22 protein-coding genes are annotated in these 25078 nt (G+C 74.1%); 11 read left to right on the plus strand and 11 right to left on the minus strand.

Features of this window, described 5'->3' with window-relative positions; genetic code table 11:
* Positions 1 to 40 precede the first annotated feature (40 nt).
* On the minus strand, positions 41 to 1045 hold the full coding sequence (locus GXP71_RS04000; protein ID WP_162351597.1) for an ABC transporter substrate-binding protein: 1005 nt from the start codon (positions 1043 to 1045) through the stop codon (positions 41 to 43).
* Positions 1046 to 1403: 358 nt separating this feature from the next.
* Here GXP71_RS04000 and GXP71_RS04005 point away from each other — a divergent pair, with 358 nt between their 5' ends.
* The gene (locus tag GXP71_RS04005; RefSeq protein ID WP_124341607.1) at positions 1404 to 1730 is read left to right on the plus strand and encodes a chorismate mutase; all 327 of its coding nucleotides are present in this window, start codon (positions 1404 to 1406) and stop codon (positions 1728 to 1730) included.
* 138 nt (positions 1731 to 1868) lie between these two features.
* A complete protein-coding gene (locus tag GXP71_RS04010) occupies positions 1869 to 3068 on the plus strand; it encodes a hypothetical protein (protein ID WP_162351598.1) in 1200 nt (399 codons plus the stop codon).
* Between the two features lie 66 nt (positions 3069 to 3134).
* On the opposite strand, the gene GXP71_RS04015 is transcribed toward GXP71_RS04010, so the two are convergent.
* Positions 3135 to 4952, minus strand: coding sequence for a long-chain fatty acid--CoA ligase (locus GXP71_RS04015; RefSeq protein ID WP_162351599.1), 1818 nt, complete (start codon positions 4950 to 4952; stop codon positions 3135 to 3137).
* A gap of 54 nt (positions 4953 to 5006) precedes the next feature.
* Positions 5007 to 7676 carry a valine--tRNA ligase gene (valS, locus tag GXP71_RS04020; protein WP_162351600.1) on the minus strand — a complete coding sequence of 890 codons (2670 nt, stop codon included), beginning with the start codon at positions 7674 to 7676 and terminating at the stop codon, positions 5007 to 5009.
* A 209-nt stretch (positions 7677 to 7885) separates the two neighbouring features.
* On the opposite strand from valS, the gene GXP71_RS04025 reads away from it, so the two are divergent.
* The 6 genes from GXP71_RS04025 (at position 7886) to GXP71_RS04050 (ending at position 12813) form a co-directional block, all read left to right on the plus strand.
* The gene (locus GXP71_RS04025) at positions 7886 to 8857 is read left to right on the plus strand and encodes a TIGR03557 family F420-dependent LLM class oxidoreductase (protein WP_162354191.1); all 972 of its coding nucleotides are present in this window, start codon (positions 7886 to 7888) and stop codon (positions 8855 to 8857) included.
* The gene (locus tag GXP71_RS04030) at positions 8854 to 9651 is read left to right on the plus strand and encodes a coenzyme F420-0:L-glutamate ligase (RefSeq protein ID WP_162351601.1); all 798 of its coding nucleotides are present in this window, start codon (positions 8854 to 8856) and stop codon (positions 9649 to 9651) included. The genes GXP71_RS04025 and GXP71_RS04030 overlap by 4 nt, the downstream gene beginning before the upstream one ends.
* A 134-nt stretch (positions 9652 to 9785) precedes the next feature.
* The gene (locus GXP71_RS04035; protein ID WP_124341602.1) at positions 9786 to 10283 is read left to right on the plus strand and encodes a toxin-antitoxin system HicB family antitoxin; all 498 of its coding nucleotides are present in this window, start codon (positions 9786 to 9788) and stop codon (positions 10281 to 10283) included.
* A 100-nt stretch (positions 10284 to 10383) separates the two neighbouring features.
* The gene (locus tag GXP71_RS04040; RefSeq protein ID WP_162351602.1) at positions 10384 to 11229 is read left to right on the plus strand and encodes a DUF4097 family beta strand repeat-containing protein; all 846 of its coding nucleotides are present in this window, start codon (positions 10384 to 10386) and stop codon (positions 11227 to 11229) included.
* A 37-nt stretch (positions 11230 to 11266) separates the two neighbouring features.
* The gene (locus GXP71_RS04045) at positions 11267 to 12055 is read left to right on the plus strand and encodes an ABC transporter ATP-binding protein (RefSeq protein WP_162351603.1); all 789 of its coding nucleotides are present in this window, start codon (positions 11267 to 11269) and stop codon (positions 12053 to 12055) included.
* Complete coding sequence (locus GXP71_RS04050; protein ID WP_162351604.1) at positions 12052 to 12813, plus strand: ABC transporter permease; 762 nt, start codon at positions 12052 to 12054, stop codon at positions 12811 to 12813. The genes GXP71_RS04045 and GXP71_RS04050 overlap by 4 nt, the downstream gene beginning before the upstream one ends.
* A 104-nt stretch (positions 12814 to 12917) precedes the next feature.
* Here GXP71_RS04050 and GXP71_RS04055 read toward each other — a convergent pair whose 3' ends face one another.
* Positions 12918 to 13304 (minus strand): YbjQ family protein, encoded by a 387-nt coding sequence (locus GXP71_RS04055; RefSeq protein ID WP_124341598.1) that lies wholly within the window; start codon positions 13302 to 13304, stop codon positions 12918 to 12920.
* A 259-nt stretch (positions 13305 to 13563) separates the two neighbouring features.
* On the opposite strand from GXP71_RS04055, the gene GXP71_RS04060 reads away from it, so the two are divergent.
* Complete coding sequence (locus GXP71_RS04060) at positions 13564 to 15666, plus strand: carbohydrate-binding module family 20 domain-containing protein (RefSeq protein WP_238402608.1); 2103 nt, start codon at positions 13564 to 13566, stop codon at positions 15664 to 15666.
* Positions 15667 to 15758: 92 nt separating this feature from the next.
* On the opposite strand, the gene GXP71_RS04065 is transcribed toward GXP71_RS04060, so the two are convergent.
* The 7 genes from GXP71_RS04065 to GXP71_RS04095 all read right to left on the minus strand — a co-directional run bounded on the left by GXP71_RS04065 (position 15759) and on the right by GXP71_RS04095 (position 22490).
* Positions 15759 to 16334, minus strand: coding sequence for an HhH-GPD-type base excision DNA repair protein (locus tag GXP71_RS04065; RefSeq protein ID WP_162351605.1), 576 nt, complete (start codon positions 16332 to 16334; stop codon positions 15759 to 15761).
* Entirely contained in the window at positions 16331 to 16960 is a 630-nt protein-coding gene (gene cofC / locus GXP71_RS04070; protein ID WP_162351606.1) for a 2-phospho-L-lactate guanylyltransferase, read from the minus strand. The genes GXP71_RS04065 and cofC overlap by 4 nt, the downstream gene beginning before the upstream one ends.
* Positions 16957 to 17943 (minus strand): 2-phospho-L-lactate transferase, encoded by a 987-nt coding sequence (cofD, locus tag GXP71_RS04075; protein ID WP_162351607.1) that lies wholly within the window; start codon positions 17941 to 17943, stop codon positions 16957 to 16959. The genes cofC and cofD overlap by 4 nt, the downstream gene beginning before the upstream one ends.
* Positions 17940 to 18752, minus strand: coding sequence for a putative F420-0 ABC transporter ATP-binding protein (locus GXP71_RS04080; RefSeq protein ID WP_162351608.1), 813 nt, complete (start codon positions 18750 to 18752; stop codon positions 17940 to 17942). Before GXP71_RS04080 ends, cofD begins: the two co-directional genes overlap by 4 nt.
* Complete coding sequence (locus tag GXP71_RS04085; RefSeq protein ID WP_202924329.1) at positions 18743 to 19822, minus strand: putative F420-0 ABC transporter permease subunit; 1080 nt, start codon at positions 19820 to 19822, stop codon at positions 18743 to 18745. The genes GXP71_RS04080 and GXP71_RS04085 overlap by 10 nt, the downstream gene beginning before the upstream one ends.
* Positions 19819 to 20841, minus strand: coding sequence for a putative F420-0 ABC transporter substrate-binding protein (locus tag GXP71_RS04090; protein WP_162351609.1), 1023 nt, complete (start codon positions 20839 to 20841; stop codon positions 19819 to 19821). Before GXP71_RS04090 ends, GXP71_RS04085 begins: the two co-directional genes overlap by 4 nt.
* 311 nt (positions 20842 to 21152) lie before the next feature.
* Positions 21153 to 22490 (minus strand): aminotransferase class I/II-fold pyridoxal phosphate-dependent enzyme, encoded by a 1338-nt coding sequence (locus GXP71_RS04095; RefSeq protein WP_162351610.1) that lies wholly within the window; start codon positions 22488 to 22490, stop codon positions 21153 to 21155.
* Between the two features lie 257 nt (positions 22491 to 22747).
* Here GXP71_RS04095 and GXP71_RS04100 point away from each other — a divergent pair, with 257 nt between their 5' ends.
* Positions 22748 to 23596: a nitrilase-related carbon-nitrogen hydrolase gene (locus tag GXP71_RS04100; RefSeq protein WP_162351611.1), complete on the plus strand. Its 849-nt coding sequence runs from the start codon at positions 22748 to 22750 to the stop codon at positions 23594 to 23596.
* 28 nt (positions 23597 to 23624) lie between these two features.
* Positions 23625 to 25049 (plus strand): dihydropyrimidinase, encoded by a 1425-nt coding sequence (gene hydA, locus GXP71_RS04105; protein WP_162351612.1) that lies wholly within the window; start codon positions 23625 to 23627, stop codon positions 25047 to 25049.
* Positions 25050 to 25078: the final 29 nt, after the last annotated feature.

Raw genomic sequence — 25078 nt, forward strand, 5'->3', positions numbered from 1 at the left:
GGCGGTCCGCGCGCAGGCCACCCGCGGCGGTTGCCCCGACCTACGAGCCGGACCCGGCCGTCACGTCGTGGACCGCGTGCGCCATGTGCGGCTCCACGGCGAGGAACCCGAGCTCCACGAGGTCGTCCGCGAAGGCCCGCAGGCGCTCGACGCCGGCGTCGTCCAGGGGCGCCACCTCGGGCACGTCGAACGTGCCGATCACCTTGATCGCGTCGCCCGGCGCGCCGGCACGCGAGTACAGGTCCGTGATGGCGGACGGCTTGTCCTCGACCGCCGCGGCCTGCGCGACGAGGCCGTCGAACAGCGCCCGGACCGCCTCCGGGTGCTCGTGCGCGAACGTGCGCGACACGACGTGCACGGTCGCGTCGTGGGACCCGACCTGGTCGCCGCGCGCGACGACGACGGCTCCCGGCGTGCTCTGCGCGGTCGCGAAGTGCTCGTCGGCGGTCGCCCACGCGTCGACCGTGCCGGCCACGAACTCCGCGGTCGCGTCCGACTCGCTCAGGTAGACCCGCTGGACGTCGTCGCTCGTCAGGCCGACCGTCGCGAGCGCCTTCGCCAGGACGTAGTCCCCGACACCGCCGGGCGTCGGGCCGACGGCGACCGTCAGGCCCCGCAGGTCCGCGACGCCGGTGACCGGGGCACCCGGGCCGACGACGACGCCCTGGTCGTCGCCCGAGCTCGTCTCGACCGCGAACGCGACGACGTCGCGCTCCTCGGCCGCCCACGTCAGCAGCTGGGCCGCGTCGGTCGTCGTCACGTCCGCCTGGTCGGTGAGCAGCGCGTCGTACGCGACCGACGGGACCGTGTAGGGCCCGAGCCAGAGCGCCGACAGGCCCGCCTCGTCGAGCGCGTCGTCGACGAGCCCCGACGTGCGGCCGAGGGTCAGGTGGTTGGCCGTGGAGACGTCGGCGACCCGGACGGTCGTCGCCGTGCCGTCGGCGGGCGTCGACCCGCCGCCGGACGCGCCGTCCGCGGCGCACGCGGTCAGCAGGGCGGCCGCGGCGGTCGCGGTGGCGGCGAGGGCGGTACGACGTCGGGTCACGACGTGCTCCTTCGTGCGGTGGCCGGGCAGGCCGGCGGCGGGGCCGTGCGCGGGTGCGCGACGGCGACGGTTCGGTGGTCGACCGCACAGGGGGAGGCCGGGACGGCCGCGACGCGGGCGGGCGCCGGCCCCGCACGCACGCCGGCGTCAGCCGGCCCGTACGCACCTCGACCACGCGACCCGTGCGGCCCGAGCGGCGCTCGTGCGCCCTCCTGCCGCCCCACCCGTCGCGTCCCCCTGCTCCGGTCGGTCGCGCGACCGTAGCGGTGAAACGGACGAATGGGACGAGTCGTCCCATGTGCTGGTCAGCGGCGGACCGTCCGGCCGATGCCGAGGGGGTGCGCCTAGGATCGCGGGCGTGAGCGACCTGCCGGCACCGATCCCCACTGAGCTGGCGCGGCTGCGCCACAGCATCGACAACATCGACGCGGCGCTCGTGTACCTGCTCGCCGAGCGGTTCAAGGCGACCCAGCAGGTCGGCGTCCTCAAGGCCGAGCGCGGGCTCCCGCCGTCGGACCCGGGCCGTGAGGAGCAGCAGGTCGCGCGCCTGCGCGAGCTCGCGCACCAGGCGGACCTCGACCCGGTGTTCGCGGAGAAGTTCCTCGCGTTCATCGTCGAGGAGGTCATCCGCCACCACGAGGCCATCGCGCAGGACCACGCCGCGGAGCGCGCGCAGCAGCCGTGACGCCGGCGCGGTCGCGACCCGTCAGGGGTGGCGCGCCGCGCGCATCCGGACGAGGGTAGGTACGTCAGCCCCGGCAGGACGCGCGGGTCCGCTGCGCCCGCGGTCGCCGAGGACCGTCGACCACTCACGAGGTGCTGCATGGACCTGCACTGGCTGAAGCCCCTCCTCGGGCGCCCGGCTCCGTTCACGACCGTCTACCTGGACGTGACGCGTGCCGACGTCGCGGGGGAGGCCGAGGCGGCCGACCGTTGGCGGGCCGTCCGCCGGACGCTCGAGCGCGATGGCGCACCCGCGGCCGTGCTGGACGAGATCGGCGAGCGGTTCGCCGTGCCGACCGGCGTCAAGGGCCCGCACGGTCGCGTCATCGTCGCCGACGCCGAGGGCGTGCGTGTCGACCGCGTGCTGTCGGAGCCCCCCGCGCAGTCGAGCGCGGTGTTCGGACCGGCGCCCGCGCTGCTGCCGGCCGTGCGCGCGGCCGAGGAGGGCGTGCACCACGTGCTCGTCGAGGTGGACCGCAACGGCGCGGACCTCACGTGGCACACCGGCGACGGCGCACGGACCGGCGACGCGTCCGAGGTCGAGCACGTCGACGGTGGCCACGACGACGTGCACAAGGTCAAGGACGGCGCGCTGTCGCGGCGGAACCAGACCCGCGCCGAGGACTCGTGGGAGCGCAACGCGGAGGCGGTCGCGGCGGTCCTGGGCAAGCGGGTGGCCGAACGGTCGCCCGACCTCGTCGTGCTCACGGGCGACGTGCGCGCCGTCGCGCTCGTGCGCGACGAGGTCGACCAGCACGTGCGCGCCGTCCTCGTCGAGGTGCCGGGTGGCGCGCGGGGCGAGGGCGTCAAGCGGGACGCGTTCGCCGCCAAGGTCGCCGACGCGCTCGACTCGTTCCGCAACCGGCGGCGCGAGGCCGTGCTCGCGCGGTTCCGGGAGGGGCAGGGCCGGGGCGACGGCGCGGTCACCGCGCTCGACGACGTGATCGAGGTGCTGCGTCGGGGGCAGGTCGACGAGCTGGTGCTGCACGAGTCGACGCTCACGGGCGCCCTCGCGGACAAGGAGCTGTGGGTCGGACCCGAGCCGCTCCAGCTCGGCACGAGCAGCGCCGACCTCGACGCGCTCGGCGTGTCCGGCGACGCGCGCCGCAAGCTGCCCGCCGGCGTCGCGCTGGTGCGGGCCGCGCTGGGTCAGGATGCCGGGGTCACATTCGCTGAGGACGGCAGCGTCGAGCTCGTCGGCGGGGTCGGCGCCGTCCTGCGCTGGTCGGACGGGTCGACGCCCAGCGAGTCGGTGCCGACGCAGTCGGCCGACCAGCGGCGGCTGCGCAACGTCGTCTGACGCCGTCTCCGGACAGGTCGACGCGGTGGTCGGCGCGGAGAGGGCGGGGTTGCTCCTCCGCGCCGGTCAGCCGTGGTGCTCTCGCGTGTCGACGTAGAGCGCGTCGATGTCCGCCGCGAAGTCCTTGAGCACGAGCGCGCGCTTCACCTTGAGCGACGGCGTGAGGTAGCCGTTCGCCTCGGTGAGGTCGGTCGGCAGGACACGGATCTTGCGGATCGACTCGGCGCGCGACACGGCCTCGTTCGCGCGGTCGACGGCGCGGTCGAGGGCCTCGAGCACGCGCGGGTCGGACCCGGCCGTGACGACGTCCATGGGCGGCATGCCGTGGTTGGACAACCACCCGGGCAGCATCTCGGCGTCGAGCGTGACGAGCGCGCCGATGAACGGACGCTGGTCGCCGACGACGACGACCTGGCTGACGATGGGGTGGCCGCGCAGCCGGTCCTCGAGGACGGCGGGGGCGACGTTCTTGCCGCCCGCGGTCACGATGATCTCCTTGGTGCGGCCCGTGATGCGCAGGTAGCCGTCGTCGTCGAGCGTGCCGAGGTCGCCCGTGCGGAACCAGCCGTCGACCAGCGCCTCGGCGGTCGCCTCCGTGTTGTGCCGGTAGCCGCGGAAGACGTGCGGGCCGGAGATCCAGATGCCGCCGTCGTCGTCGACCCGCACGGACGTGCCGGGGAACGCGGGACCGACGGAGCCGACCTTGGTGAGGCCCGGACGGTTGACCGTCGTCGGTGCGGTGGTCTCGGTCAGGCCGTAGCCCTCGAGCACGCGGACGCCGATCCCGCGGTAGAAGTGCCCGAGCCGCTCGCCGAGCGGGGCGCCGCCGGAGATGGCCCACTCGGCCCTGCCGCCCAGCGCGGCGCGCAGCTTCGTGTGCACCAGCGCGCCCGCGAGACGGTGCTGGGCCTTCAGCGCGGCGGACGGCCCGGCGGGGGTGTCGTGCGCACGCGAGAAGGCGATCGCGACCTTCGCCGCCCAGCGGAACAGCCGCAGCTTCGTGCCGCCGCCCGCCTTCTGCTCGGCCGAGTTGTAGACCTTCTCGAACACGCGCGGTACGGCGAGGACGAACGTCGGCTGGAACGCCGCGAGGTCCGGCAGCAGGTTGCGCGTGTCGGGCGTGTGGCCGAGGACGGCGCCGGACGGGATGCACAGGACCTCGATGTACCGCGCGAACACGTGCGCGAGCGGCATGAACAGCAACGTCCGCGAGTGCGGCTGCGCGCACACCTCGCCCAGCCCGTCGACGCCGTTGAGAGTGTGGAACACGAAGTTGCCGTGCGTGAGCTCGACGCCCTTCGGGCGGCCCGTCGTGCCGGACGTGTAGATGACGGTGGCGAGGTCGTCCGCGCCGGCCAGCGCCGAACGTCGCTCGATCTCGGCGTCCGGCACCCCGGCGCCCTCGGCGACCAGCCCGTCGACCGCGCCCTCGTCGATGACGAGCACGTGCGCGAGGCCCGGCAGGTCGTCGCGGACCTGTGCGACCACGCTCGCGTGCGCCGCGGTCTCGACGAGCGCGATCCGTGCGCCCGTGTCGGCGGCGATCCACCGCACCTGCTCGGGCGACGACGTCTCGTACACCGGCACGCCGACGCCCCCCGCGGCCCAGATCGCGAAGTCGAGGAGCGTCCACTCGTACCGGGTGCGCGACATGAGCGCGACGCGGTCGCCGGGCTCGAGCCCGCGCGCGACGAGGCCCTTGGCGACGGTCCGCACCTCCGCGGCGAAGGCCGTCACCGTCACGGGCGCCCACGTCCCGCCGAGCCCGGTGGACCGTTCGATCAGGACGCCGTCCGGGTCCCGCGCGAGCCGCTGCGCGAGCAGTCCCGGGATGTTGGCGCGCGGGTCGAGATCGACCGGGCTGGGGGAGGAGAACTCGCGCACTGCCGCGCTCCTGTCGCTGGTCGCTGGATGTCTGCTCGGCGGCGCCGCGGCGCGTCAGGCCTGCGCGGCCTTCGGCTGCGGCTCGGCGAGCACCGCGTCGCGCGCGACGACCTGCTCGCCGTCCTGCTCGACGAGGTCGAGCGAGCCGACCGCGCGCCCCGCGGCCCGCACGTCGTCCAGCGCCACGTCGACGCCGGCGCGCAGCGCTGCGGGCACCGCGAGCGTCACCGCGGTGATCTCGGTGCGCATCGACACCTTCGCCTCCGACTTGACCTTGCGCAGCGCGGCCAGCGCGGCACCGGCGGCCGCGACCACGCCCGGGTCGGCGTCGCCCGCGGCGGCCCGCAGCGGCGCGGCGTCGGGCCACGGCGCACGGTGCACCGAGCCCTCGCGCCACCACGACCAGACCTCCTCGGTCGCGAACGGCAGCACGGGCGCGAACAGGCGCAGCATCGTGTCGAGCGCGATGCCGAGCGCGGCGCGCGCCGACGCGGTCTCGGCCGACACCTCCTGCGCGCCTGCGCCGTACGCGCGGTCCTTGACGAGCTCGAGGTAGTCGTCGCAGAACGTCCAGAAGAAGGTCTCCGACAACTCGAGCGCGCGCGTGTGGTCGTACGACTCGAGCGCCTCGGTCGCCTTCGCGACCACGTCCGCGAGGCCGGCGAGCATCGCGCGGTCGAGCGTCACGGTCACGAGCGCCGGGTCGAGCTCCGCGGTGCCGAACGACAGCGCGAACTTCGACGCGTTGAGGATCTTGATCGCCAGGCGGCGACCGATCTTCATCTGACCGACCTCGAACGCCGCGTCGGTGCCGAGGCGGGCGGAGGCCGCCCAGTAGCGGACCGCGTCGGAGCCGTGCTCCTCGAGCAGGCCCATCGGCGTGACGACGTTGCCCTTCGACTTCGACATCTTCTTGCGGTCGGGGTCGAGGATCCAGCCGCTGATCGCCGCGTCGCTCCACGGCAGCGTGCCGTGCTCGAGGTGCGAGCGGACCACGGTCGAGAACAGCCAGGTCCGGATGATGTCCTGGCCCTGCGGGCGCAGGTCCATCGGGAACACGCGCGCGAACAGGTCCGGGTCGGTGCGCCAGCCGCCGACGATCTGCGGGGTCAGCGAGCTGGTCGCCCAGGTGTCCATGACGTCCGGGTCGCCCACGAAGCCGCCCGGGACGCCGCGCTGGTCGGCCGTGTAGCCCGCGGGCACGTCGGACGACGGGTCGATCGGGAGCTGGTCCTCGGTCGGCAGCAGCGGAGCGCCGTGGTCGGGCTCGCCGTTCTCGTCGAGGCGGTACCAGACCGGGAACGGCACGCCGAAGAACCGCTGCCGCGAGATGAGCCAGTCGCCGTTGAGGCCGCCGACCCAGTTCTCGTAGCGCACGCGCATGAAGTCGGGGTGGAAGTCGAGCTCGGCGCCGCGCGCGAGCAGGCCCTCGCGCAGGTCGGCGTCGCGGCCGCCGTTGCGGATGTACCACTGGCGGCTCGTGACGATCTCGAGGGGCTTGTCGCCCTTCTCGTAGAAGTTCGCCTTGCGCTGCGTCGCCTGCGGCTCCCCGTCCAGGTCGCCAGACGCGCGCAGCCCGTTCACGACGGCCTCGCGTGCCGAGAACGTCGTCTTGCCCGCGAGCTCCTCGAACGCGGCACGACCGGCGTCCGTCGTGAGCCACTCGGGCGTCTCGCGGACGATGCGGCCGTCGCGGCCCACCACGGAGCGGGTCGGGAGCTGGAGCTCGCGCCACCACTGCACGTCGGTCAGGTCACCGAAGGTGCAGCACATCGCGATGCCGGCGCCCTTGTCGGGCTCGGCCGCGGGGTGCGCGAGGACGGGCAGCTCGACGCCGAACAGCGGCGACGTCACCGTCGTGCCGAACAGGTGCTGGTAGCGCTCGTCGTCGGGGTGCGCGATGAGGGCCACGCACGCGGGGAGGAGCTCGGGGCGGGTCGTCTCGATGTAGACGGGCTCGGCGGCGTCAGCCCCACCAGCACGGTGGAACGCGACGCGGTGGAACGCGCCCGGGTAGTCGCGCGCCTCGAGCTCGGCCTGCGCGACCGCCGTCTGGAACGTCACGTCCCACAGCCCCGGAGCCTCGGCCTGGTACGCCTCGCCGCGCGCGAGGTTGCGCAGGAACGCCTGCTGGGCGACCGCGCGGGCCTCGGCGGACACCGTCTGGTAGGTCATGGACCAGTCGACCGACAGGCCCAGGTGGCGCCACAGCGCCTCGAACTGGCGCTCGTCGTCGGCCGTCAGGCGCTCGCACAGCTCGACGAAGTTGCGGCGGCTCACCGGCACCTGGTCCGCGGGCTTGACCGGCTTGCCGTCCGTCCCCTCGTGCGGGGGCACGAAGCCCTCGACGTAGGGGAGCGAAGGGTCGCAGCGCACGCCGTAGTAGTTCTGCACGCGACGCTCGGTGGGCAGGCCGTTGTCGTCCCAGCCCATCGGGTAGAACACCTCGCTGCCGCGCATGCGGCGGAAGCGCGCGACGACGTCGGTGTGCGTGTAGGAGAACACGTGCCCCACGTGCAGCGAGCCGGAGACCGTCGGGGGCGGGGTGTCGATCGAGTAGATCTCCTCGCGCGTGCGCGAGCGGTCGAACGCGTAGAGGCCCTGGGCCGTCCACGCGGCGTCCCAACGCTCCTCCAGCCCGTCCAGCGAGACCTTGTCCGGTACCGCCCGCGTGCCCGTGGTGCCAGGGGTCGTCGAGGGGGCGGTCGGGTTCAGGTCGCTCATGGGCACACATCCTCCCAGATCCGCGACCACGACCCGCGCGGGTCTCCCCAGGCGGTCCGGCCCTGTGCGCGAGGGAACACGCGCGACACACGGCGGGGTTAGTGTCGCCGGAGGGCCACCCGCACGAGGCGGGCCGCCCGGCACGACGAGGGAGAGCGACGCGGGTGAGCGGTGTGACGGCGAACGGTCTGACGGTCGGGTACGCGGCGATGCTGGAGCAGTTCCACCCCACGGAGGCGGTGGACCTCTCGGCGTACGCCGAGGAGCACGGCTTCTCGGGCGTGATGGCGGCCGACCACTTCCAGCCCTGGGTGCCCGCGCAGGGGCAGTCCTCGTTCGTGTGGAACGTGCTGACGGCCGTCGGCGAGCGGACGCGCGGCGACTTCGGGCCCGGCGTCACCGCGCCGACGTTCCGCTGGCACCCCGCGATGGTCGCGCAGGCGTCGGCCACGCTCGCCGCGATGTACCCCGGTCGGCACTGGCTGGGCCTCGGTTCCGGCGAGGCGCTCAACGAGCACATCATCGCCGAGTACTGGCCCGAGGCCCCCGAGCGGATCAACCGCATGTTCGAGGCCATCGACATCATCAAGAAGCTGTTCACCGCGTCGCTCGCGGGCCGCGACGTCAAGCACGCCGGGCAGTTCTACAAGCTCGAGTCGACGCGGCTGTGGACCATGCCGGAGGAGGCGCCCGAGATCCTCGTCGCGACCGCCGGTCCCGTCACCGCGAAGCGCGCGGGCAAGCACGCCGACGGGCTCATCACGGTGGGTGCACCTCTCGAGAAGATCAGCGGCCTGTTCGGCAAGTTCCACGAGGGTGCGCGGGAGGCCGGGCGGGACGCGGACGCGATGCCCAAGGTCCTGCAGCTGCACATGTCGTGGGCGCCCACGGACGAGGAGGCGCTCGCCAACGCGATGCGCGAGTGGCCCAACGGCGGCATGAAGTTCCCCAAGGCCGACATCCGTTCGCCGTTCGACTTCGAGCAGATGGCCCGGCTCGTGCGCCCCGAGGACTTCGAGGGCCGCATGGTCATCTCGTCCGACCCCGACGTGCACCGCGCCGAGATCCAGAAGTACGTCGACCTCGGGTTCGACCGGATCTACCTGCACAACGTCGGCCGCAACCAGCGCGAGTGGATCGAGGTCTTCGGCGCCGACGTGCTGCCGAAGCTGTCGCGATGACCAGCGGCCCGACGGACGAGCTGCGGGTCTGGGCGCCCGACGGGCTCGGCGAGGTGCGGCCCGGCGACGACCTGCCGACGCTGCTCGTCGACCTGCTGCGCGCCGACGCGGCGGCCCGGCCGGACCGTGCGCTCGCGGACGGGGACGTGCTGGTGCTCACCAGCAAGGTCGTGTCGAAGGCCGAGGGGCGCGTCGTCGCCGCGGCCGACCGCGAGCAGGCGATCACCGACGAGACCGTGCGCGTCGTCGCGACGCGCGAGCACGCCGCCGGGGTCACGCGGATCGTCGAGAACCGGCTCGGCCTCGTCATGGCGGCCGCGGGCGTCGACGCGAGCAACACGCCCGACGGCACGGTCCTGCTGCTGCCGGTCGACCCCGACACGTCCGCACGCGCGGTGCGCGTCGCCGTCGCCGCGGCGTTCGGCGTGCGCGTCGGCGTCGTCGTGTCCGACACCGCAGGGCGACCGTGGCGTCAGGGTGTCGCCGACCTGGCGATCGGCGCGGCGGGTGTCGCGGTGCTCGACGACCTGCGCGGGCAGGTCGACTCGTTCGGGCGACCGCTGACGATGACCGTGACCGCCGTGGCGGACGAGATCGCCGCGGCGGCCGAGCTGGTCAAGGGGAAGGCGGCCGGGCGGCCGCTCGCGGTGGTCCGCGGCTTGGGGCACGTCGTCACCGTGGACGACGGGCCGGGCGCGCGCGTGCTGGTGCGGACCGGCGACGACGACATGTTCCGGCAGGGGAGCGCCGAGGCGTACGCGCAGGGCTGGAAAGACGCGGTCGAGCGAGGCTGAGGGCGCCGCGGAGCGCACATGACGCGGTGTCTCACTGTCGCGACACCACCGCGCGTCACTGGTGACACCATCTGACGAAGATTTGACACCACAAACGCTTGTGGTGACACCACTGTGGTGTCATGCTAGGTGTCATGGAACTCGGGCAGTACGTCAGCGACCTCCAGCGCCAGCTCATGGACGCCGCCGAGCACGGCGGGGACGACACCCGCGCCGTCGCCGAGCGGCTCGCCGCGGGCCTCGACGCGGCCACCCGTCTCGTCCTGCTCGACGCCCTGTCGGCGGCCGCCGGCGAGATCACGCGTGACCTCGCACCCGGCTCGGTCGACGTGCGGCTGCGCGGCCGCGAGGTCGAGTTCGTCGTCACGCAGCCCCCGTCCGAGGCGGACGCCGAGGAGGCGAACGCGGTGACCGCCGCGCCCGTCGACCTCGACGACGTCAGCACGTCACGCACGACCCTCCGTCTCCCCGACGCGCTCAAGGCGCGCGTCGACGAGGCGGCCACCGCCGACGGCCTGTCCGTCAACGCCTGGCTCGTCCGGGCGATCGCGGCAGCCCTGCAGCCCAAGCAGCGACGATCCGCGCAGCGCACGCTGCGCACCGGCGACAGCTTCGCCGGCTGGGCCCGCTAGCCGGGCACCGCACGCCCGGGACGACCAGCTCCTCGAGCACCACCAGCCCCGCGGACCCGCGGGGCGGGACAAGCACACCCCGACCACGGGAGGCGTCAGCATGCCCACGTACAGCACCCCCCAGCCCATCGACCTCGCGGTCCACGTCCCCGTCGGGGACCTGCGCGTCGTCGCGAGCGACCGCACGGACACCGTCGTGACGGTCACACCCTCGAACCCCACGAAGCAGGCCGACCACCGTGCGGTCGAGGAGACCAAGGTCGAGCTCGACGGGCGGCGGCTCACGGTCCTCGGGCCGCGGCCGCGGCTCAGCTGGATCGGCCCCGGGCCGTCCGACTCGGTCGACGTCGTCGTCGAGCTGCCCGCCGGCTCGCGTCTGACGGCCGAGCTGTCGGTCGGCAACGTCCAGACGGTCGGTCGGCTCGGCGCCACCCGGGTCAAGAGCTCCTCGGTGCGGATCGACACCACCGGCGACCTGTGGGTGCGCGCCATGCACGGCACCGTCGAGGTGGACCGCGTCGAGGGTGCCGCCGAGATCACGGCCGACCACGGGCGCGTCCTGGTCGGCACCGTGCACGGCGACGCCGTGCTCAAGGCCTCGCACGGGTCCGTGCGCGTCGAGGAGTCCGGGGGCGAGCTCGACGCGAAGCTCTCGTACGGCGACCTCGACGTCGAGCGCGCGCTCGGCTCCGTCACCGCGAAGACGGCCTACGGCAGCGTCCGCGTCGCCGAGGTCTCGAGCGGGTCGATCCAGGTCGAGAGCGGCTACGGCCAGGTGGCCGTCGGTGTGCGCCCCGGCGTGGCCGCGTGGCTCGACCTGTCGTCGAAGGACGGACGCGTCCGCAACCAGCTCGACGGCGAGCGTGCGCCCGACGAGGGCGAGCGCACCGTCGCGGTCCGGGCGCGCACGCGCTCGGGCGACATCACCGTCCAGCACGCCCGCTGAGCGGTCACCACCACCACCAGAAGGGACGCGACACCTCATGAACGTCACCTCACCCGCCATCCGCGTGCGCGGCGTCGAGAAGTCCTTCCAAGACCTCCACGTCCTGCGCGGCGTCGACCTCGAGGTCGCGCAGGGCAGCATCTTCGCCCTGCTCGGCTCGAACGGCGCCGGCAAGACGACGATGGTGCGGATCCTGTCGACGCTGCTCGCGCCCGACGCCGGCACCGCCGTCGTCAACGGCTTCGACGTCGGCACCTCGCCGCGCGACGTGCGTGAGTCGATCAGCCTGACCGGCCAGTTCGCGGCGGTCGACGAGATCCTCTCCGGCCGCGAGAACCTCGTCCTGGTCGCGCGGCTGCGGCACCTCGACGACCCCGGCCGCATCGCGGACGACCTGCTCGCGCAGTTCAGCCTCACCGAGGCCGGCGCCCGGCGCGTGTCGACCTACTCGGGCGGCATGCGGCGGCGCCTGGACATCGCGATGAGCCTCGTCGGGCACCCGACCGTGCTGTTCCTCGACGAGCCGACGACGGGCCTGGACCCCGAGGCGCGGCAGGAGGTCTGGCAGGTCATCCAGGGGCTCGCCCGGCAGGGGACGACCGTCCTGCTCACCACGCAGTACCTGGAGGAGGCCGAGCAGCTCGCCGACCGCATCGCGATCCTCCACCAGGGCCGCATCATCGCGAACGGCACGCTCGCCGAGCTCAAGGCGCTGCTGCCGCCCGCGACCGTCGAGTACGTCGAGAAGCAGCCGACGCTCGAGGAGATCTTCCTCGCGCTCGTCGGGTCCCGCGCCACCACCGAGTCCGGGAAGGACCAGTCATGAGCACCCACGTCTACGCCGACACCGTCGCCCTCACCGGGCGCTCGCTGCGGCACATCAGCCGCAGCGTCGACACGATCATCACGACCGCGCTCACGCCCATCGCCCTGCTGCTGCTGTTCGTCTACGTGTTCGGCGGGGCGATCGAGGCCGGCGGCGAGAGCTACGTCAGCTACCTGCTGCCGGGCATCCTGCTCATCGCGATCGCGTCGGGCATCGCGTACACCGCCGTCCGGCTGTTCACGGACCTGCAGAGCGGCATCTTCGAGCGGTTCTACTCGATGCCGATCGCGCGCTCGTCGGTGCTGTGGGCGCACGTGCTGACGTCGCTCGTCGCCAACGGGATCACGGTCGTGATCATCGTCGGCGTCGGGCTGCTCATGGGCTTCCGGACGTCGGCCGGGGTCGGGGCGTGGCTCGGTGTGGCGGGCATCCTCGCGCTGTTCACGCTCGCGCTCACGTGGCTCGCCGTCATCGCCGGTCTCACCGCGAAGTCCGTCGACGGAGCCGCGGGGTTCTCCTACCCGCTGATCTTCCTGCCCTTCATCAGCTCCGCGTTCGTCCCGACGGAGACCATGCCCAGGCCCGTGCGGTGGTTCGCCGAGAACCAGCCGGTGACGTCGATCGTCGACAGCATCCAGCACCTGTTCGCGGGCGAGCCCGTCGGCAGCGACCTCTGGGTCGCGCTGGGCTGGTGCGTCGGCATCCTCGTCGTCGCCTACCTCGCGGCGATGTCCGCGTACCGGCGGCGGGTCGGCTGATGCCGCACCGCTCGTCCCTCGTCCGGAACCCGGGCTGAGGCGCCAGGATCCTCGACCGCACGCCGGTCGGGGATCGTGGCGTGTCAGCCCTCCCCGCGCCTGCGTCAGCCGCCCGGCGGCGGCGTGCTCGCGGCGACGTGCGCGGACTGACCGGTCGCACCGGCATCGCCCGCCGGGATCGGCTCCGCGACGACCGCCGTCCCGTAGACGCACACCTCGCTGAACTGCCCGACGGCCCCGGTGTCGAACCGCATCGCGACGATCGCGTTCGCGCCGCGCTGCCGGGCCTCGTCGACCATGCGGCGCATCACCTCGTGCCGGCTCTCGTACATGATCTTCGTGTACTCGGGGATCTCCCCGCCGCCGATCGAGCGCAGGCTCGCGGTGAGGCTGCCGCCGATGTTCGTCGAGCGGACCGTCAGGCCCATGACCTCGCCGAGCACGGCCTGCACGCGGTAGCCGGGGATCTCGTTCGTCGTCACCACGATCACGCGCGCATCGTGTCACGCGCGCCCGACGGCAGGGCAGGGCCGCGGCCCGGATTCATCCCCTGTCCGCGGCGTCGCCCCGGTGGTACGTTCGCCCGCAACGCGGTGCTGCAAGTTGCAGCAAGAAGTTGCTGCCGTTCCGAGACCCGGAACCGGTCCGACGCCACGCCCACCCGGCGAGCAGCGCAGCTCGACGTCCGGACCGCCCGCCCACGCCCAGCCGCGCACGACGACGTGCGCCGAGCCCGATCGGAGCCTCTCCGTGACCGCCACGACCCGCACGCCCGCGCGTGCCGCCCGACCACGCCGGCGACGCGCCGTCGCCGCCCTGGCCGCCCTGCTCGTCGCCGGCGCCGGCCTGACCGCCTCCGTCGCGCCGACCGGAGCGGCACCACCTGTGCCGCAGCCCGTCGTGCCGTCCGCGAACGGCCGCGGCGACGTCATCCTCAACCTCTTCCAGTGGACGTGGGACGCCGTCGCCCGCGAGTGCTCCTCGACGATCGGGCCCGCCGGGTTCGGGTACGTGCAGGTGTCGCCGCCGCAGGAGCACGTCACCGGGTCGCAGTGGTGGACGTCGTACCAACCGGTCAGCTACCGCGTCGAGTCGAAGCTCGGGACGCGCGACGAGTTCCGCGCGATGGTCGCGACGTGCCGCGCCGCGGGGGTCGGCGTCATCGCCGACGCCGTGCTCAACCACACGACCGGCGCGGACCGGGGGAGCGGCACCGGCGTCGCCGGGTCGTCCTTCGGCGTCGACTCGTTCCCCGGGATCTACGGCGCCGCGGACTTCAACGACTGCCGGTCCAACATCGCGAACTACGGCGACCGCTACCAGGTGCAGAACTGCCGGCTGGTGTCGCTGCAGGACCTGCGCACCGGCTCGTCGTACGTCCGGGACCGGCTCGCCGGGTACCTCAACGACCTGCTGAGCCTCGGCGTCGCGGGCTTCCGCATCGACGCCGCCAAGCACATCCCCGCCGCCGACCTCGCCGCGATCAAGAGCCGGCTCACCAACCCGGACGTGTTCTGGGTGCACGAGGTCATCGGCGCGAGCGGCGAGCCCGTCCAGCCGTCCGAGTACCTGGGCAGCGGCGACTCGCACGAGTTCTTCTACGGCCGGCGGCTCAAGGCGGCCTTCGACGGCAACCTCGCCAACCTGCGCACGATCGCCGACGGGCTGCTGCCGTCGTCGTCCGCGGGGACGTTCGTCGACAACCACGACACCGAGCGCAACGGCGAGACGCTCAGCTACAAGCGCGGCGCCGAGTACCGGCTCGCGAACGTGTTCCTGCTCGCGCACCCCTACGGCGCCCCCTCGGTCTACAGCGGGTACACCTGGGACGACAAGGACGCCGGTGCCCCGGGCGCCTCCGCGACGAGCGTGCCCGACGCGTCCTGCGCGGACAGCCGGTGGGTCTGCACCCAGCGCTGGACCGAGGTGCAGGGCATGGTCGGCTTCCACAACACCGTGGGCAGCGCACCGCTCGTGCAGTGGACCGACGACGGCTCGCAGCTCATCGGCTTCGGCCGCGGCGACCGCGGGTACGTCGCGCTCAACGACCACGACCAGCCCGTCACGCGCACCTTCCAGACGGCGATGCCCGCCGGCTCGTACTGCGACGTCGTCGCGTCCGCGAGCTGCGCGTCGACCGTGACCGTGTCGTCGTCGGGCACCTTCACCGCGACCGTGCCCGCGCACGGTGCCGTCGCGATCCACGTCGGCCGTCCCGGCGGGCAGCCGACCGCGAGCACGACCGTCTACTACGCGACGACGCCCGGCTGGTCCGCGTACCGGATCCACTACCGCGTCGGCTCCGGGGCGTGGACCGCCGTGCCCGGCGTCGAGATGGCGCCCGCGTGCACCGGCTGGGTGTCGCGCGAGATCGCGACGGGCGGCGCCGCCGTGACCGCCGCGTTCACGAACGGCACCGGGACGTGGGACAGCAACGGCGGGCGGGACTACGCGCTCACCGGCGCCGCCGTGCGCGTGGCCGGAGGAGTCGTCACCCCGGGCAGCCCGTGCGGCACGACACCGACGCCCACCCCGACACCGACACCCACCCCGACCTCGTCGACCGCCGCCGTCTCGTTCGGCGTGCAGGCCACGACGGCGTGGGGCCAGAACGTGTTCGTGGTCGGCGACGCGACCGTGCTCGGCGGCTGGGACCCGGCGCGCGCCGTGCCGCTCTCGTCGGCGGCCTACCCCGTCTGGCGGGCGTCCGTCACGCTGCCCGCCGGCTCGACGGTGCAGTACAAGTACGTCCGCAAGGACGCGTCGGGTGCCGTGACGTGGGAGAGCGGGGCGAACCGCACGGTCACCGTGCCGTCGTCCGGGACGCTCACCCTGAACGACACCTGGCGCTGACGCGCGACGCGCGGCCCGCCCCTGCGCTCGGGGCGGGCCGCGCCCTCGCGGTCCTGGTGCCGGCCGGCCGGCCCTGCTCAGCTCAGCCGGTGTCAGGCCTTCGCGGCCTTGGCGGCGGCCTTGGCCGCCTGCTTCGTCGCGCGGACCTCGGCGAGCGACGTCGGGTCGGTCACGTCGGCGATCGAGCGGCGCGCGTCGACCTCGCCGTACGCGCCGGCAGCCTCACGCCAGCCCTCGGGCTCGACGCCGTACTGCTTCCCGAGCAGCGCGAGGAAGATCCGTGCCTTCTGGTCGCCGAAACCCGGGAGGGCCTTGAGGCGCTGGAGGACGGTCGCGCCGTCGGGGTCGCCGGTCGTCCAGATGCGCGAGACGTCACCGTGGTACGTCTCGACGACCTCGCGCGCGACCGCCTGGATGCGGCCCGCCATCGAGCCCGGGTAGCGGTGCACCGCCGGAGGGGTCGCGCACAGCGCGACGAACTGCTCGGGGTCGGCGTCCGCGACGTCGTGCACGTCGAGCCCGCCCATGCGTTCGGCGATCTTCGCGGGCCCGGCGAAGGCGCTCTCCATCGTCACCTGCTGGTCGAGCAGCATGCCGATGAGCAGCGCGAACGGGTCCTCGGAGAGCAGTCGGTCCGCGGCGTCGTCGCCGGTCAGCCAGAGCGTCATGCGCCCATCCTGGCGTGCGTGCCGGGCGCGCGGGCACCCGGCGCGTCGACCAGCGTGTCGAGGTCGGCGGGCTCGTCGACGTCGTGCCGAAGCGAGGAGTCGACGGGCAGGTCGAGCACGACGTGCCCGGCGGCGGTGTGTCGCGCCGACGACCCGGCCCCGAAGGCAGGTCGCAGCGTCGTCCCCGCAACCGCGGTGAGCAGCGTCGTGCCCGTGCCCGCGGCGTCGGGGACGTGCGCGCGCGGGTGCGCGGCGGCGAGATGCAGGGCGGTGTCGAGATCGGCGGGACGCAGGCCGGGCAGGTCGCCGAGCAGCGCGGCGACGGGGGCGTCAGGGGTGCGGGCGCGCACGACGGCCTCGCCCGCGCGGACCGCCTCGTCGAGCCCGCCGCCCGACGGCTCGTCGACGACGACCGCGCCGCCGCGCTGCGCCCACGACGCGAGTACGCGGTCCGGCGTCACGAGGACCACGCCCGCGACGAGCTCCGCGGACGCTGCCGCGGCGAGAGTGTCGAGGGCCATCGACCGCACGAAGCGCCCACGCTCGCCCGGTCCGAGGACGTCGGCGAGGCGCGACTTGCCCCGGTCGGCGTCCTTGACAGGGACGACGACCCACCAGCCGGTCACGGTGCCCGGTCCACGAGCGCGAGCGCCCGCGCCGCGATGGCGGCGGTCGCGGGGACGTCCGTCATGAGCGTCGGCGCGGACGCCACGCGCCACCCTTCGGCGCTCAGCGGCTCGACCACGGCGGCGTCGGCGTCGTCGACGAGCCACGCGTCGAGCACGCCACCGTCGGCCCGCCGGCCGTAGTGGCGGGCGACCGCGTCGGCCGCGGTCTCGACGCCGATCGCGGTGAGGCACGCGTCCGCCATGCCGCGCACGGGCGCGCCGCCGATCACGGGGCTGACCCCGACGACAGGGGCGGGCGTGGCGCGCAGCGCGTCGCGGATGCCGGGCACACCGAGGATCGTGCCGACGGACACGACAGGGTTCGACGGCGGCACCACGACGACGTCCGCGTCGGCGAGCGCCTCGAGCACGCCCGGCGCGGGCTCGGCGACCGTGACGTCGCCCTGGTGGAACGCGCGCGCGGGGATCGCGGCGCGGTGCAGGACCCACCACTCCTCGAAGTGCATGGTGCGGCCGTCGACCGTCTCGACGGTGGTCTCGACCTCGCTGTCCGTCATGGGCAGCAGCGTCACGCCGGGCTTCCACCGCTCGGCGAGGCGCGCGGTCACGGTGGACAGCGGGACGCCCGACAGCAGCAGCTCGGTGCGCGCCAGGTGCGTCGCCAGGTCGAGGTCGCCGAGCGTGAACCACTCCCAGCCGAGCCCGTACGCGGCGAGGTCGTCGGACACGCGGCGGCTCTCGTCGCGGCGGCCCCAGCCCTGCTCCTCGTGCACCGCGCCGCCGAGCGTGTACATGAGGGTGTCGAGGTCGGGGCACACGCGCACGCCGTGCAGCCACAGGTCGTCGCCGGTGTTCGCGACAACCGTGACCTGCGCGGTCGTGCCGCCCGCGCCGTCGGGCAGGCGGTCGTGCAGCAGCGCGAGGAGCCCGCGAGTGAAGCGCGCGCCACCGACGCCGCCGGACAGGACGGTGATCCTCATGCTTCTCCCGCGGGGACGGGAGCCGGCGCCGTGCGGGGCGCGGGCTCGTGGAACGCGATGACGGGCCGGCCGGTCCGCGGGTGCTCGAGCACGTCGGCGTCGACGCCGTACACGTCGCGCAGCAGCGCGGGCCGCAGCACCTCGCGCGGGTGGCCGGCCGCCGCGAGGCGCCCGCCGGACAGCACGACGACGTGCTCGCAGAACGCGGCCGCGAGGTTGAGGTCGTGCAGCGCGGCGACGGTCGTCGTGCCGAGGTCGCGCACGAACGCGAGCAGCGCGAGCTGCGCGCTCACGTCGAGGTGGTTGGTCGGCTCGTCGAGCAGCAGCAGCTCGGGCTCCTGCGCGAGCGCGCGCGCCACGTGCACGCGCTGACGCTCGCCGCCCGACAGGGACGACCACGCGCGGCCGGCCAGGTGCGCGGCGTCGGCGGCGTGCAGCGCGCGGTCGACGGCGTCGTCGTCGGGATCGGCACCCCACAGCGAGCGGTAGGGGATGCGGCCGAGCGCGACGACCTCGCGGACGGTCAGCGGGACGCTGCTCGACGACTCCTGCTCGAGCAGCGCGATCCGGCGGGCACGCTCGCGACGGCCCAGCTCCGCGACCGGCGTCGCCGACGCCCCCGCGCCCACGAGCACCGCACCGCGCTCGGGCGTGAGCAGCCCGGCGACGAGGCGCAGCAGCGTCGTCTTGCCCGCGCCGTTCGGGCCGAGCAGCCCGGTCAGCCGTCCCGGGGGTGGGGTCGCGTCGACACCGTCGACGACCCACCGGCCCCCGAGGCGCGTGCCGACACCGCTGAGCGTCAGGTCCACGCCGACCCCCGTCCCCGGCGCAGCAGCACCGCGAAGACGGGCACGCCGATGAGCGCCGTGACGATGCCGACGGGCAGCTCGCGCGGGTCGAAGAGCGTGCGCGCGAGCGTGTCGGCCCAGACGAGGAACACCGCGCCCGCGAGCGCCGCGACGGGCAGCAGCCGGCGGTGCGCCGGGCCGGTGAGCGACCCGACGGCGTGCGGCAGGACGAGCCCGACGAACCCGATCGCGCCGCTCACCGCGACCATCGCGCCCGTGAGCAGCGCGACGAGCGTCATGAGCGTCCACCGGGTCCGGTCGACGCCGACGCCGAGCGCCGCCGCGGCCGTGTCGCCGAACGCGAACGCATCGAGCCGCACGCCGGCGAGCACGACGAGCGTCCCGACGACGAGCACCGCGCCCCCGGCGATCGCGACCGACGACCACGTCGCGCCCGCGAGCGAGCCGAGGAGCCACGAGAGGATCTCGCGGTACGAGTCGCCGGTCGCGGTCCAGAAGATGACGAACGACGTGCCCGCCGCGCAGAGCTGCGACACGGCGAGCCCGGCGAGCACCGTGCGGCCCGGCGTGAGCGTCCCGCCCGAGCGGGCGAGCGCGAGCGTGGCGACCAGCGCGGCCATCGCGCCCACGAACGCGGCGACCGGCAGGAGCACCGCGACGCCGACCACCAGCACGGCGACGGCCCCGAGGGACGCCCCCGAGGAGAGCCCGAGCAGGTACGGGTCGGCCAGCGGGTTGCGCGTGAGGCTCTGCATGACGGCACCGGCGAGCGCGAGCCCTGCGCCGACGGCGGCGGCCGTCAGCACGCGCGGCAGGCGGAGCTCCCAGACGATCGCGTCGTGCAGCGGTGCGACGGGCGCGACGTCGAACCCCGCGTGCGCCGCGATGCTGCGCGCGACCTCGCCGACGCCCAGGTCCGCCGGACCGATCGTCACGGTGAGCAGGATCGTGCCGACGAGCGCCGCGACGCCCGCGAGCACGAGCAGCGCGAGGCGGGTGCGCGCCGGTGCCGCCGTCGACGGGGCGAGCGGCGGGGTGGTGCGGGGGACGGTGGCGGTCGTCGTCGTCACCCCTCGTCCAGCGCGTCGTCCAGCCCGGCGACCTGCTCGGCGATCGACGCGACGGCCTCGGCGTTGCGCACACCGGCCTCGGTCGCGGCGAACGGCACGGTCACGTACCGCTTCTCGCGCACCGCGGTGAGCTGCGACGTCGCCGGGTTCGACTCGAGCAGCGCGATCTTGCTGTCGGCGGTGTTCCACGACGCGTCCACCAGCACGATCACGTCGGGGTCGGCCGCGACGACCTGCTCCCACCCGACCGACGTCCACGTGTCCTGCACGTCGCCGAAGACGTTCGTCAGCCCCGCGGCGTCGAGGATCATCTGCGGCGCACCGATCCCGGCGCCCACGTAGGGGCTGTCGGTGCCCGACGAGTACCAGAGCGCGGTCGTCGGCTCGGCGGGCTTCTCGACCTCTGCGAGCGTGTCGCGCTGCGCGGCGATGAGCTCCTCGGCGCGGTCCTGCACGCCGAACAGCGACGCGACCTCGCGGATCTCGTCCTCGACGACGTCGAACGTCAGCGGGTCGGGCTGGTAGCCCTTCTCCTTGCACGCGGCGGGGGAGACGTACGTGCCGATCCCCAGCGCGGCGAGAGCGGTGCGGTCGCCGGCGCCGTCGGCGGAGAAGTTCGACTCCCAACCCGCGTAGACGAAGTCCGGCTCGAGCGCGAGCAGCGCCTCCTGGCCCGGGACCTTGTCCGACACGACCGGGATCGCGTCGTAGGCGTCGGCCCACTCGTCGGGCACGGGACCGTCCGCGAACGCCGTGCCGACGACGCGGTCCTCGAGCCCGAGCGCGAGCAGCATCTCGGTCGACGTCGACTTGATCGTCACGACGCGCTCCGGCGGGGCGTCGACCGTGACGGGTGTGCCGCAGTTGTCGAGGTCGACGGGCGTGAAGCCGCCGGGCTGCGACGCGGCAGCGGTCGGCGACGACGTGCCCGACGCGTCGGACGCGCACGCCGACAACCCGAGGGCGAGCGCGGCCGCGGCGACGAGGGGCACGAGGGGACGGCGGGTGGGGCGGGGCATCGGCACTCCGGGACTGGGCGCAGGGGCGACCCCTGCGTGGGCGGGGGTGCGCTGCGCTGCGCACGACGGGACGGGTGCACGTCGCACCCCGGAGGGCCGCCGAGTGCCGAGCGGCTCGACCCGGTCATCACGACCAGGTTCCGGGTCCCACCCTAGGCCGCTGCGCCACCTGTCCCGCAACCCGACGTCCACGCGCCCACCTGCGAGCCCGCCCGGCGGCGGGCGGACACCCCGACCCGGGTCTGGTGACCGCTCATCCGCCCCTTCCGGTCACCAGCCCCGGGTCGACGGCGACGTCGGCCACGAGCGGGTCAGGGGCGGGCGGCGAGCGCGAGCGCCTGGGCGACCTCGGCGACGTCGTCGGAGAGCAGGCCCACGGTGACGCGCAGGTGCGCGGTGGCCTCGTCCGGGCCGTTGGCGACGAACGGCGTGCCGGGCGCCGCGCGGATCCCCGCGGCCTCGAGCCGCAGCAGCGCGGTGCGCTCGTCGTGCACGGGCAGCCACAGGTTGATCCCGTCGCCGCCGTCGACGTGCACGTCGAGCGCCGCGAGCGCGGTCGTGAGCGCCCGGCGTCGCGCGAAGTAGACGCGGCGGGCGTGCGCGACCGCGTCGATCGCGGCGGGGTCGGTGAGCAGGTCGACGAGCACGTGCTGCAGCAGGCGGCTGGTCCAGCCGGGGCCGAGCATGCGGCGCGCGACGAGCGCGTCGAGCACGCGAGCAGGCCCGCCGACGGCCGCGAGGCGCAGGTCGGGGCCGTGCGACTTCGAGTACGAGCGGACGTGCACGGTCGCGTCGGGCAGCCAGGTGCCGAGCGAGACGTCGCGCGCGGAGGAGATCTGCCCGCAGTGGTCGTCCTCGACGACGGTCACTGCGGCCGCGGCGGGCACGCGGCGGACCACGGCGGCGAGCTCGCGCGCACGCGTGGGCGTGAGCGAGACGCCGGTCGGGTTCTGGGCGCGGGGTTGCAGCACGACGACGCTCGCACCGGCCGCGAGCGCACGCGCGAGGGAGTCGGGACGCATGCCGTTGCGGTCGAGCGCGACGGGCACGCGCCGCAGGCCGAGCTGGTCGAGCAGGTCGAAGAGCGGCGGGAAGCCCGGGTCCTCGACGGCGACGCGGTCCCCGAACGACGCGACCTGCTCGAGTGTGCGGCTGATCGCGTCGACCGCGCCGTCGACGACGGTGAGCCGCTGCGGCACGAAGGGCCACGACTCCCGCAGGAGCGACTCGAGCTCGGGCACGAGCGGTGTCGACAGGTAGGTGCCGGCCTCGGCGGCGGGCGTGCGGGCGGCGACGCGCGCGAGCGCCGGGCCGAGCGGCGGCAGCAGGTCAGGGTCCGGCGTGCCCGTCGACAGGTCGAGCCGGGCCGGCGCTCCCTCGGCGAGGTCGCGGTAGCGCGGGGGCAGCCACGCGGCGGGCGGTGGGAGGACGAACGTGCCCGCACGCCCGCGCGACGCGACGAGCCCGACGGTCGCGAGCGCCTGGAACGCGCCGCTCACGGTCGCCGGGCTGACCCCCAGGTCGACGGCGAGCGCGCGCACGGTCGGGAGCCGGTCGCCGGGGACGAGCTCGCCGCCGTGCACGAGCCGCGCCACGGCGGCCGCGATGCCGCGCGGCGACCGGTCGTCGACGTGGGCGGCCAGATCCATGGCGGCAGCATGCCCGCGCGCAGGACCCGCCCTGGGCGAAGCCCGGGACGAACCGGACGCCGGTCGCAGGTGTTTACACGCGGCCCGCCGTTGTTCGCGTGGCGGAAACGGAGGGTAACGCCGCAGAAATGTTCAACGCCGACAGTCACATTCCAGGCGACGGGGCCCGGCCCGGCAGGCAGGACCCGTCGCACGACGTGGGACCGCGGCACCGCGGCCGGGACCCGCCGCCGGCCGACCGAGGACCGGAGGACCCCATGACCGTCGTACGCGTCGCATTCACCCAGGCCACCTGGACCGGCGACAAGGAGTCGATGATCGCGCTGCACGAGGCGTGGACGCGCGAGGCCGCGTCGGCCGGTGCGCAGGTGATCTGCTTCCAGGAGCTGTTCTACGGGCCGTACTTCGGCATCACGCAGGACACCGCCTACTACGACTACGCGGAGTCCGTCCCGGGCCCGACGACCGAGCGGTTCGCGGCGCTCGCGGCCGAGCTCGGCATGGTGATCGTGCTGCCGGTCTACGAGGAGGACCAGCCGGGCGTGCTCTACAACACGGCCGCGGTGATCGACGCGGACGGCACCTACCTCGGCAAGTACCGCAAGCACCACATCCCGCACCTGCCGAAGTTCTGGGAGAAGTTCTACTTCCGTCCCGGCAACCTCGGGTACCCCGTGTTCGAGACGGCCGTCGGGAAGATCGGCGTCAACATCTGCTACGACCGGCACTTCCCCGAGGGCTGGCGCGTGCTCGCGCTGAACGGTGCCGAGATCGTCTTCAACCCCAACGCCACCGCGCCGGGCATCTCGAACAAGCTGTGGGAGATCGAGCAGCCCGCGGCCGCGGTCGCGAACGGCTACTTCGTCGTCGCGAACAACCGCGTCGGGCTCGAGGACAACGAGTACGGCGACGAGGCGGTCGCGTTCTACGGCTCGTCGTACGCGGTCGGCCCCGACGGCAACTACGTCGGCGAGGTCGGGTCGAGCACCGAGGACCAGCTGTTGATCCGCGACCTCGACCTCGACCAGATCCGCCAGGTCCGCGAGCGCTGGCAGTTCTTCCGCGACCGCCGGCCCGACGCCTACGGCGCGATCGTCGCCCCCTGACCCGGCACCCAGCGGAGAGGACGTCCGAGTGAAGACCCTGATCACCGGCGGGACCGTCGTCAGCGCGACGGGCCGCACCCCGGCCGACGTGCTGGTCGACGGCGACACCATCGCCGCGGTGCTCGCGCCCGGCTCGACGCTGCTCGGCTTCGACCTCGCGGCGCACGTCGACCGCGTGATCGACGCGACCGGCAAGTACGTCATCCCGGGCGGCGTCGACGCGCACACCCACATGGAGCTGCCGTTCGGCGGCACCGCGGCGTCCGACACGTTCGAGACGGGCACCCGCGCCGCGGCGTGGGGCGGCACGACGACGATCGTCGACTTCGCGGTGCAGCGCGCGGGCGAGCGCGTCATGGACGGGCTCGCCGCGTGGCACGAGAAGGCGGCCGGGCAGTGCGCGGTCGACTACGCGTTCCACCAGATCGTCGGCGGCGTCGACGACGACAGCCTGAAGGCGATGGAGGGCCTCGTCGCCGAGGGCGTCACGAGCTACAAGCTCTTCATGGCGTACCCCGGCGTGTTCTACGCCGACGACGCGCAGATCGTCCGGGCCATGCAGAAGGCCGCCGACCTCGGGCTGCTCACGATGATGCACGCCGAGAACGGGCCGGCCATCGACGTCCTCGCGGCGCAGCTCGTCGAGCAGGGGAAGACCGACCCCTACTTCCACGGGATCGCCCGCGCGTGGCAGCTCGAGGAGGAGGCGACGCACCGCGCGATCATGCTCGCCGACCTCACGAACGCGCCGCTCTACGTCGTGCACGTGAGCGCGAAGCAGGCCGTCCAGCAGCTCGCCTGGGCCCGCGACAACGGCAAGAACGTGTTCGGCGAGACGTGCCCGCAGTACCTCTACCTGTCGCTCGAGGAGCAGCTCGGCGCGCCGGGCTTCGAGGGCGCCAAGTGGGTGTGCTCGACGCCGCTGCGCTCGCGCGCCGAGGGGCACCAGGACCACATGTGGCAGGCGCTGCGCACCAACGACCTGCAGATGGTGTCGACCGACCACTGCCCGTTCTGCATGAAGGGCCAGAAGGAGCTCGGGCTCGCCGACTTCCGCGCGATCCCGAACGGCATCGGGTCCGTCGAGCACCGCATGGACCTCATGTACCAGGGCGTCGTGACCGGTCAGATCACGCTCGAGCGCTGGGTCGAGCTCACGTCGACGACGCCCGCGCGGATGTTCGGGCTGTACGGCCGCAAGGGCGTCATCGCGCCCGGGGCCGACGCGGACGTCGTCGTCTACGACCCGGCGGGGCACACGTCCATCGGGGTCGGCGAGGGCCGGACCCACCACATGCGCATGGACCACTCCGCGTGGGAGGGCTTCGAGGTCGACGGGCACGTCGACGTCGTCCTGTCGCGCGGGTCGGTGGTCGTCGACGCGGACGGGTACCACGGCCGGGCCGGCCACGGGCGCTACCTCAAGCGCGACCTCTCGCAGTACCTCGTCTGACCCGCGTCCCCACGCCCCGGAAGGAGGAC

Source organism: Cellulomonas sp. H30R-01 (assembly GCF_010119915.1).
GTDB lineage: Bacteria > Actinomycetota > Actinomycetes > Actinomycetales > Cellulomonadaceae > Cellulomonas > Cellulomonas algicola.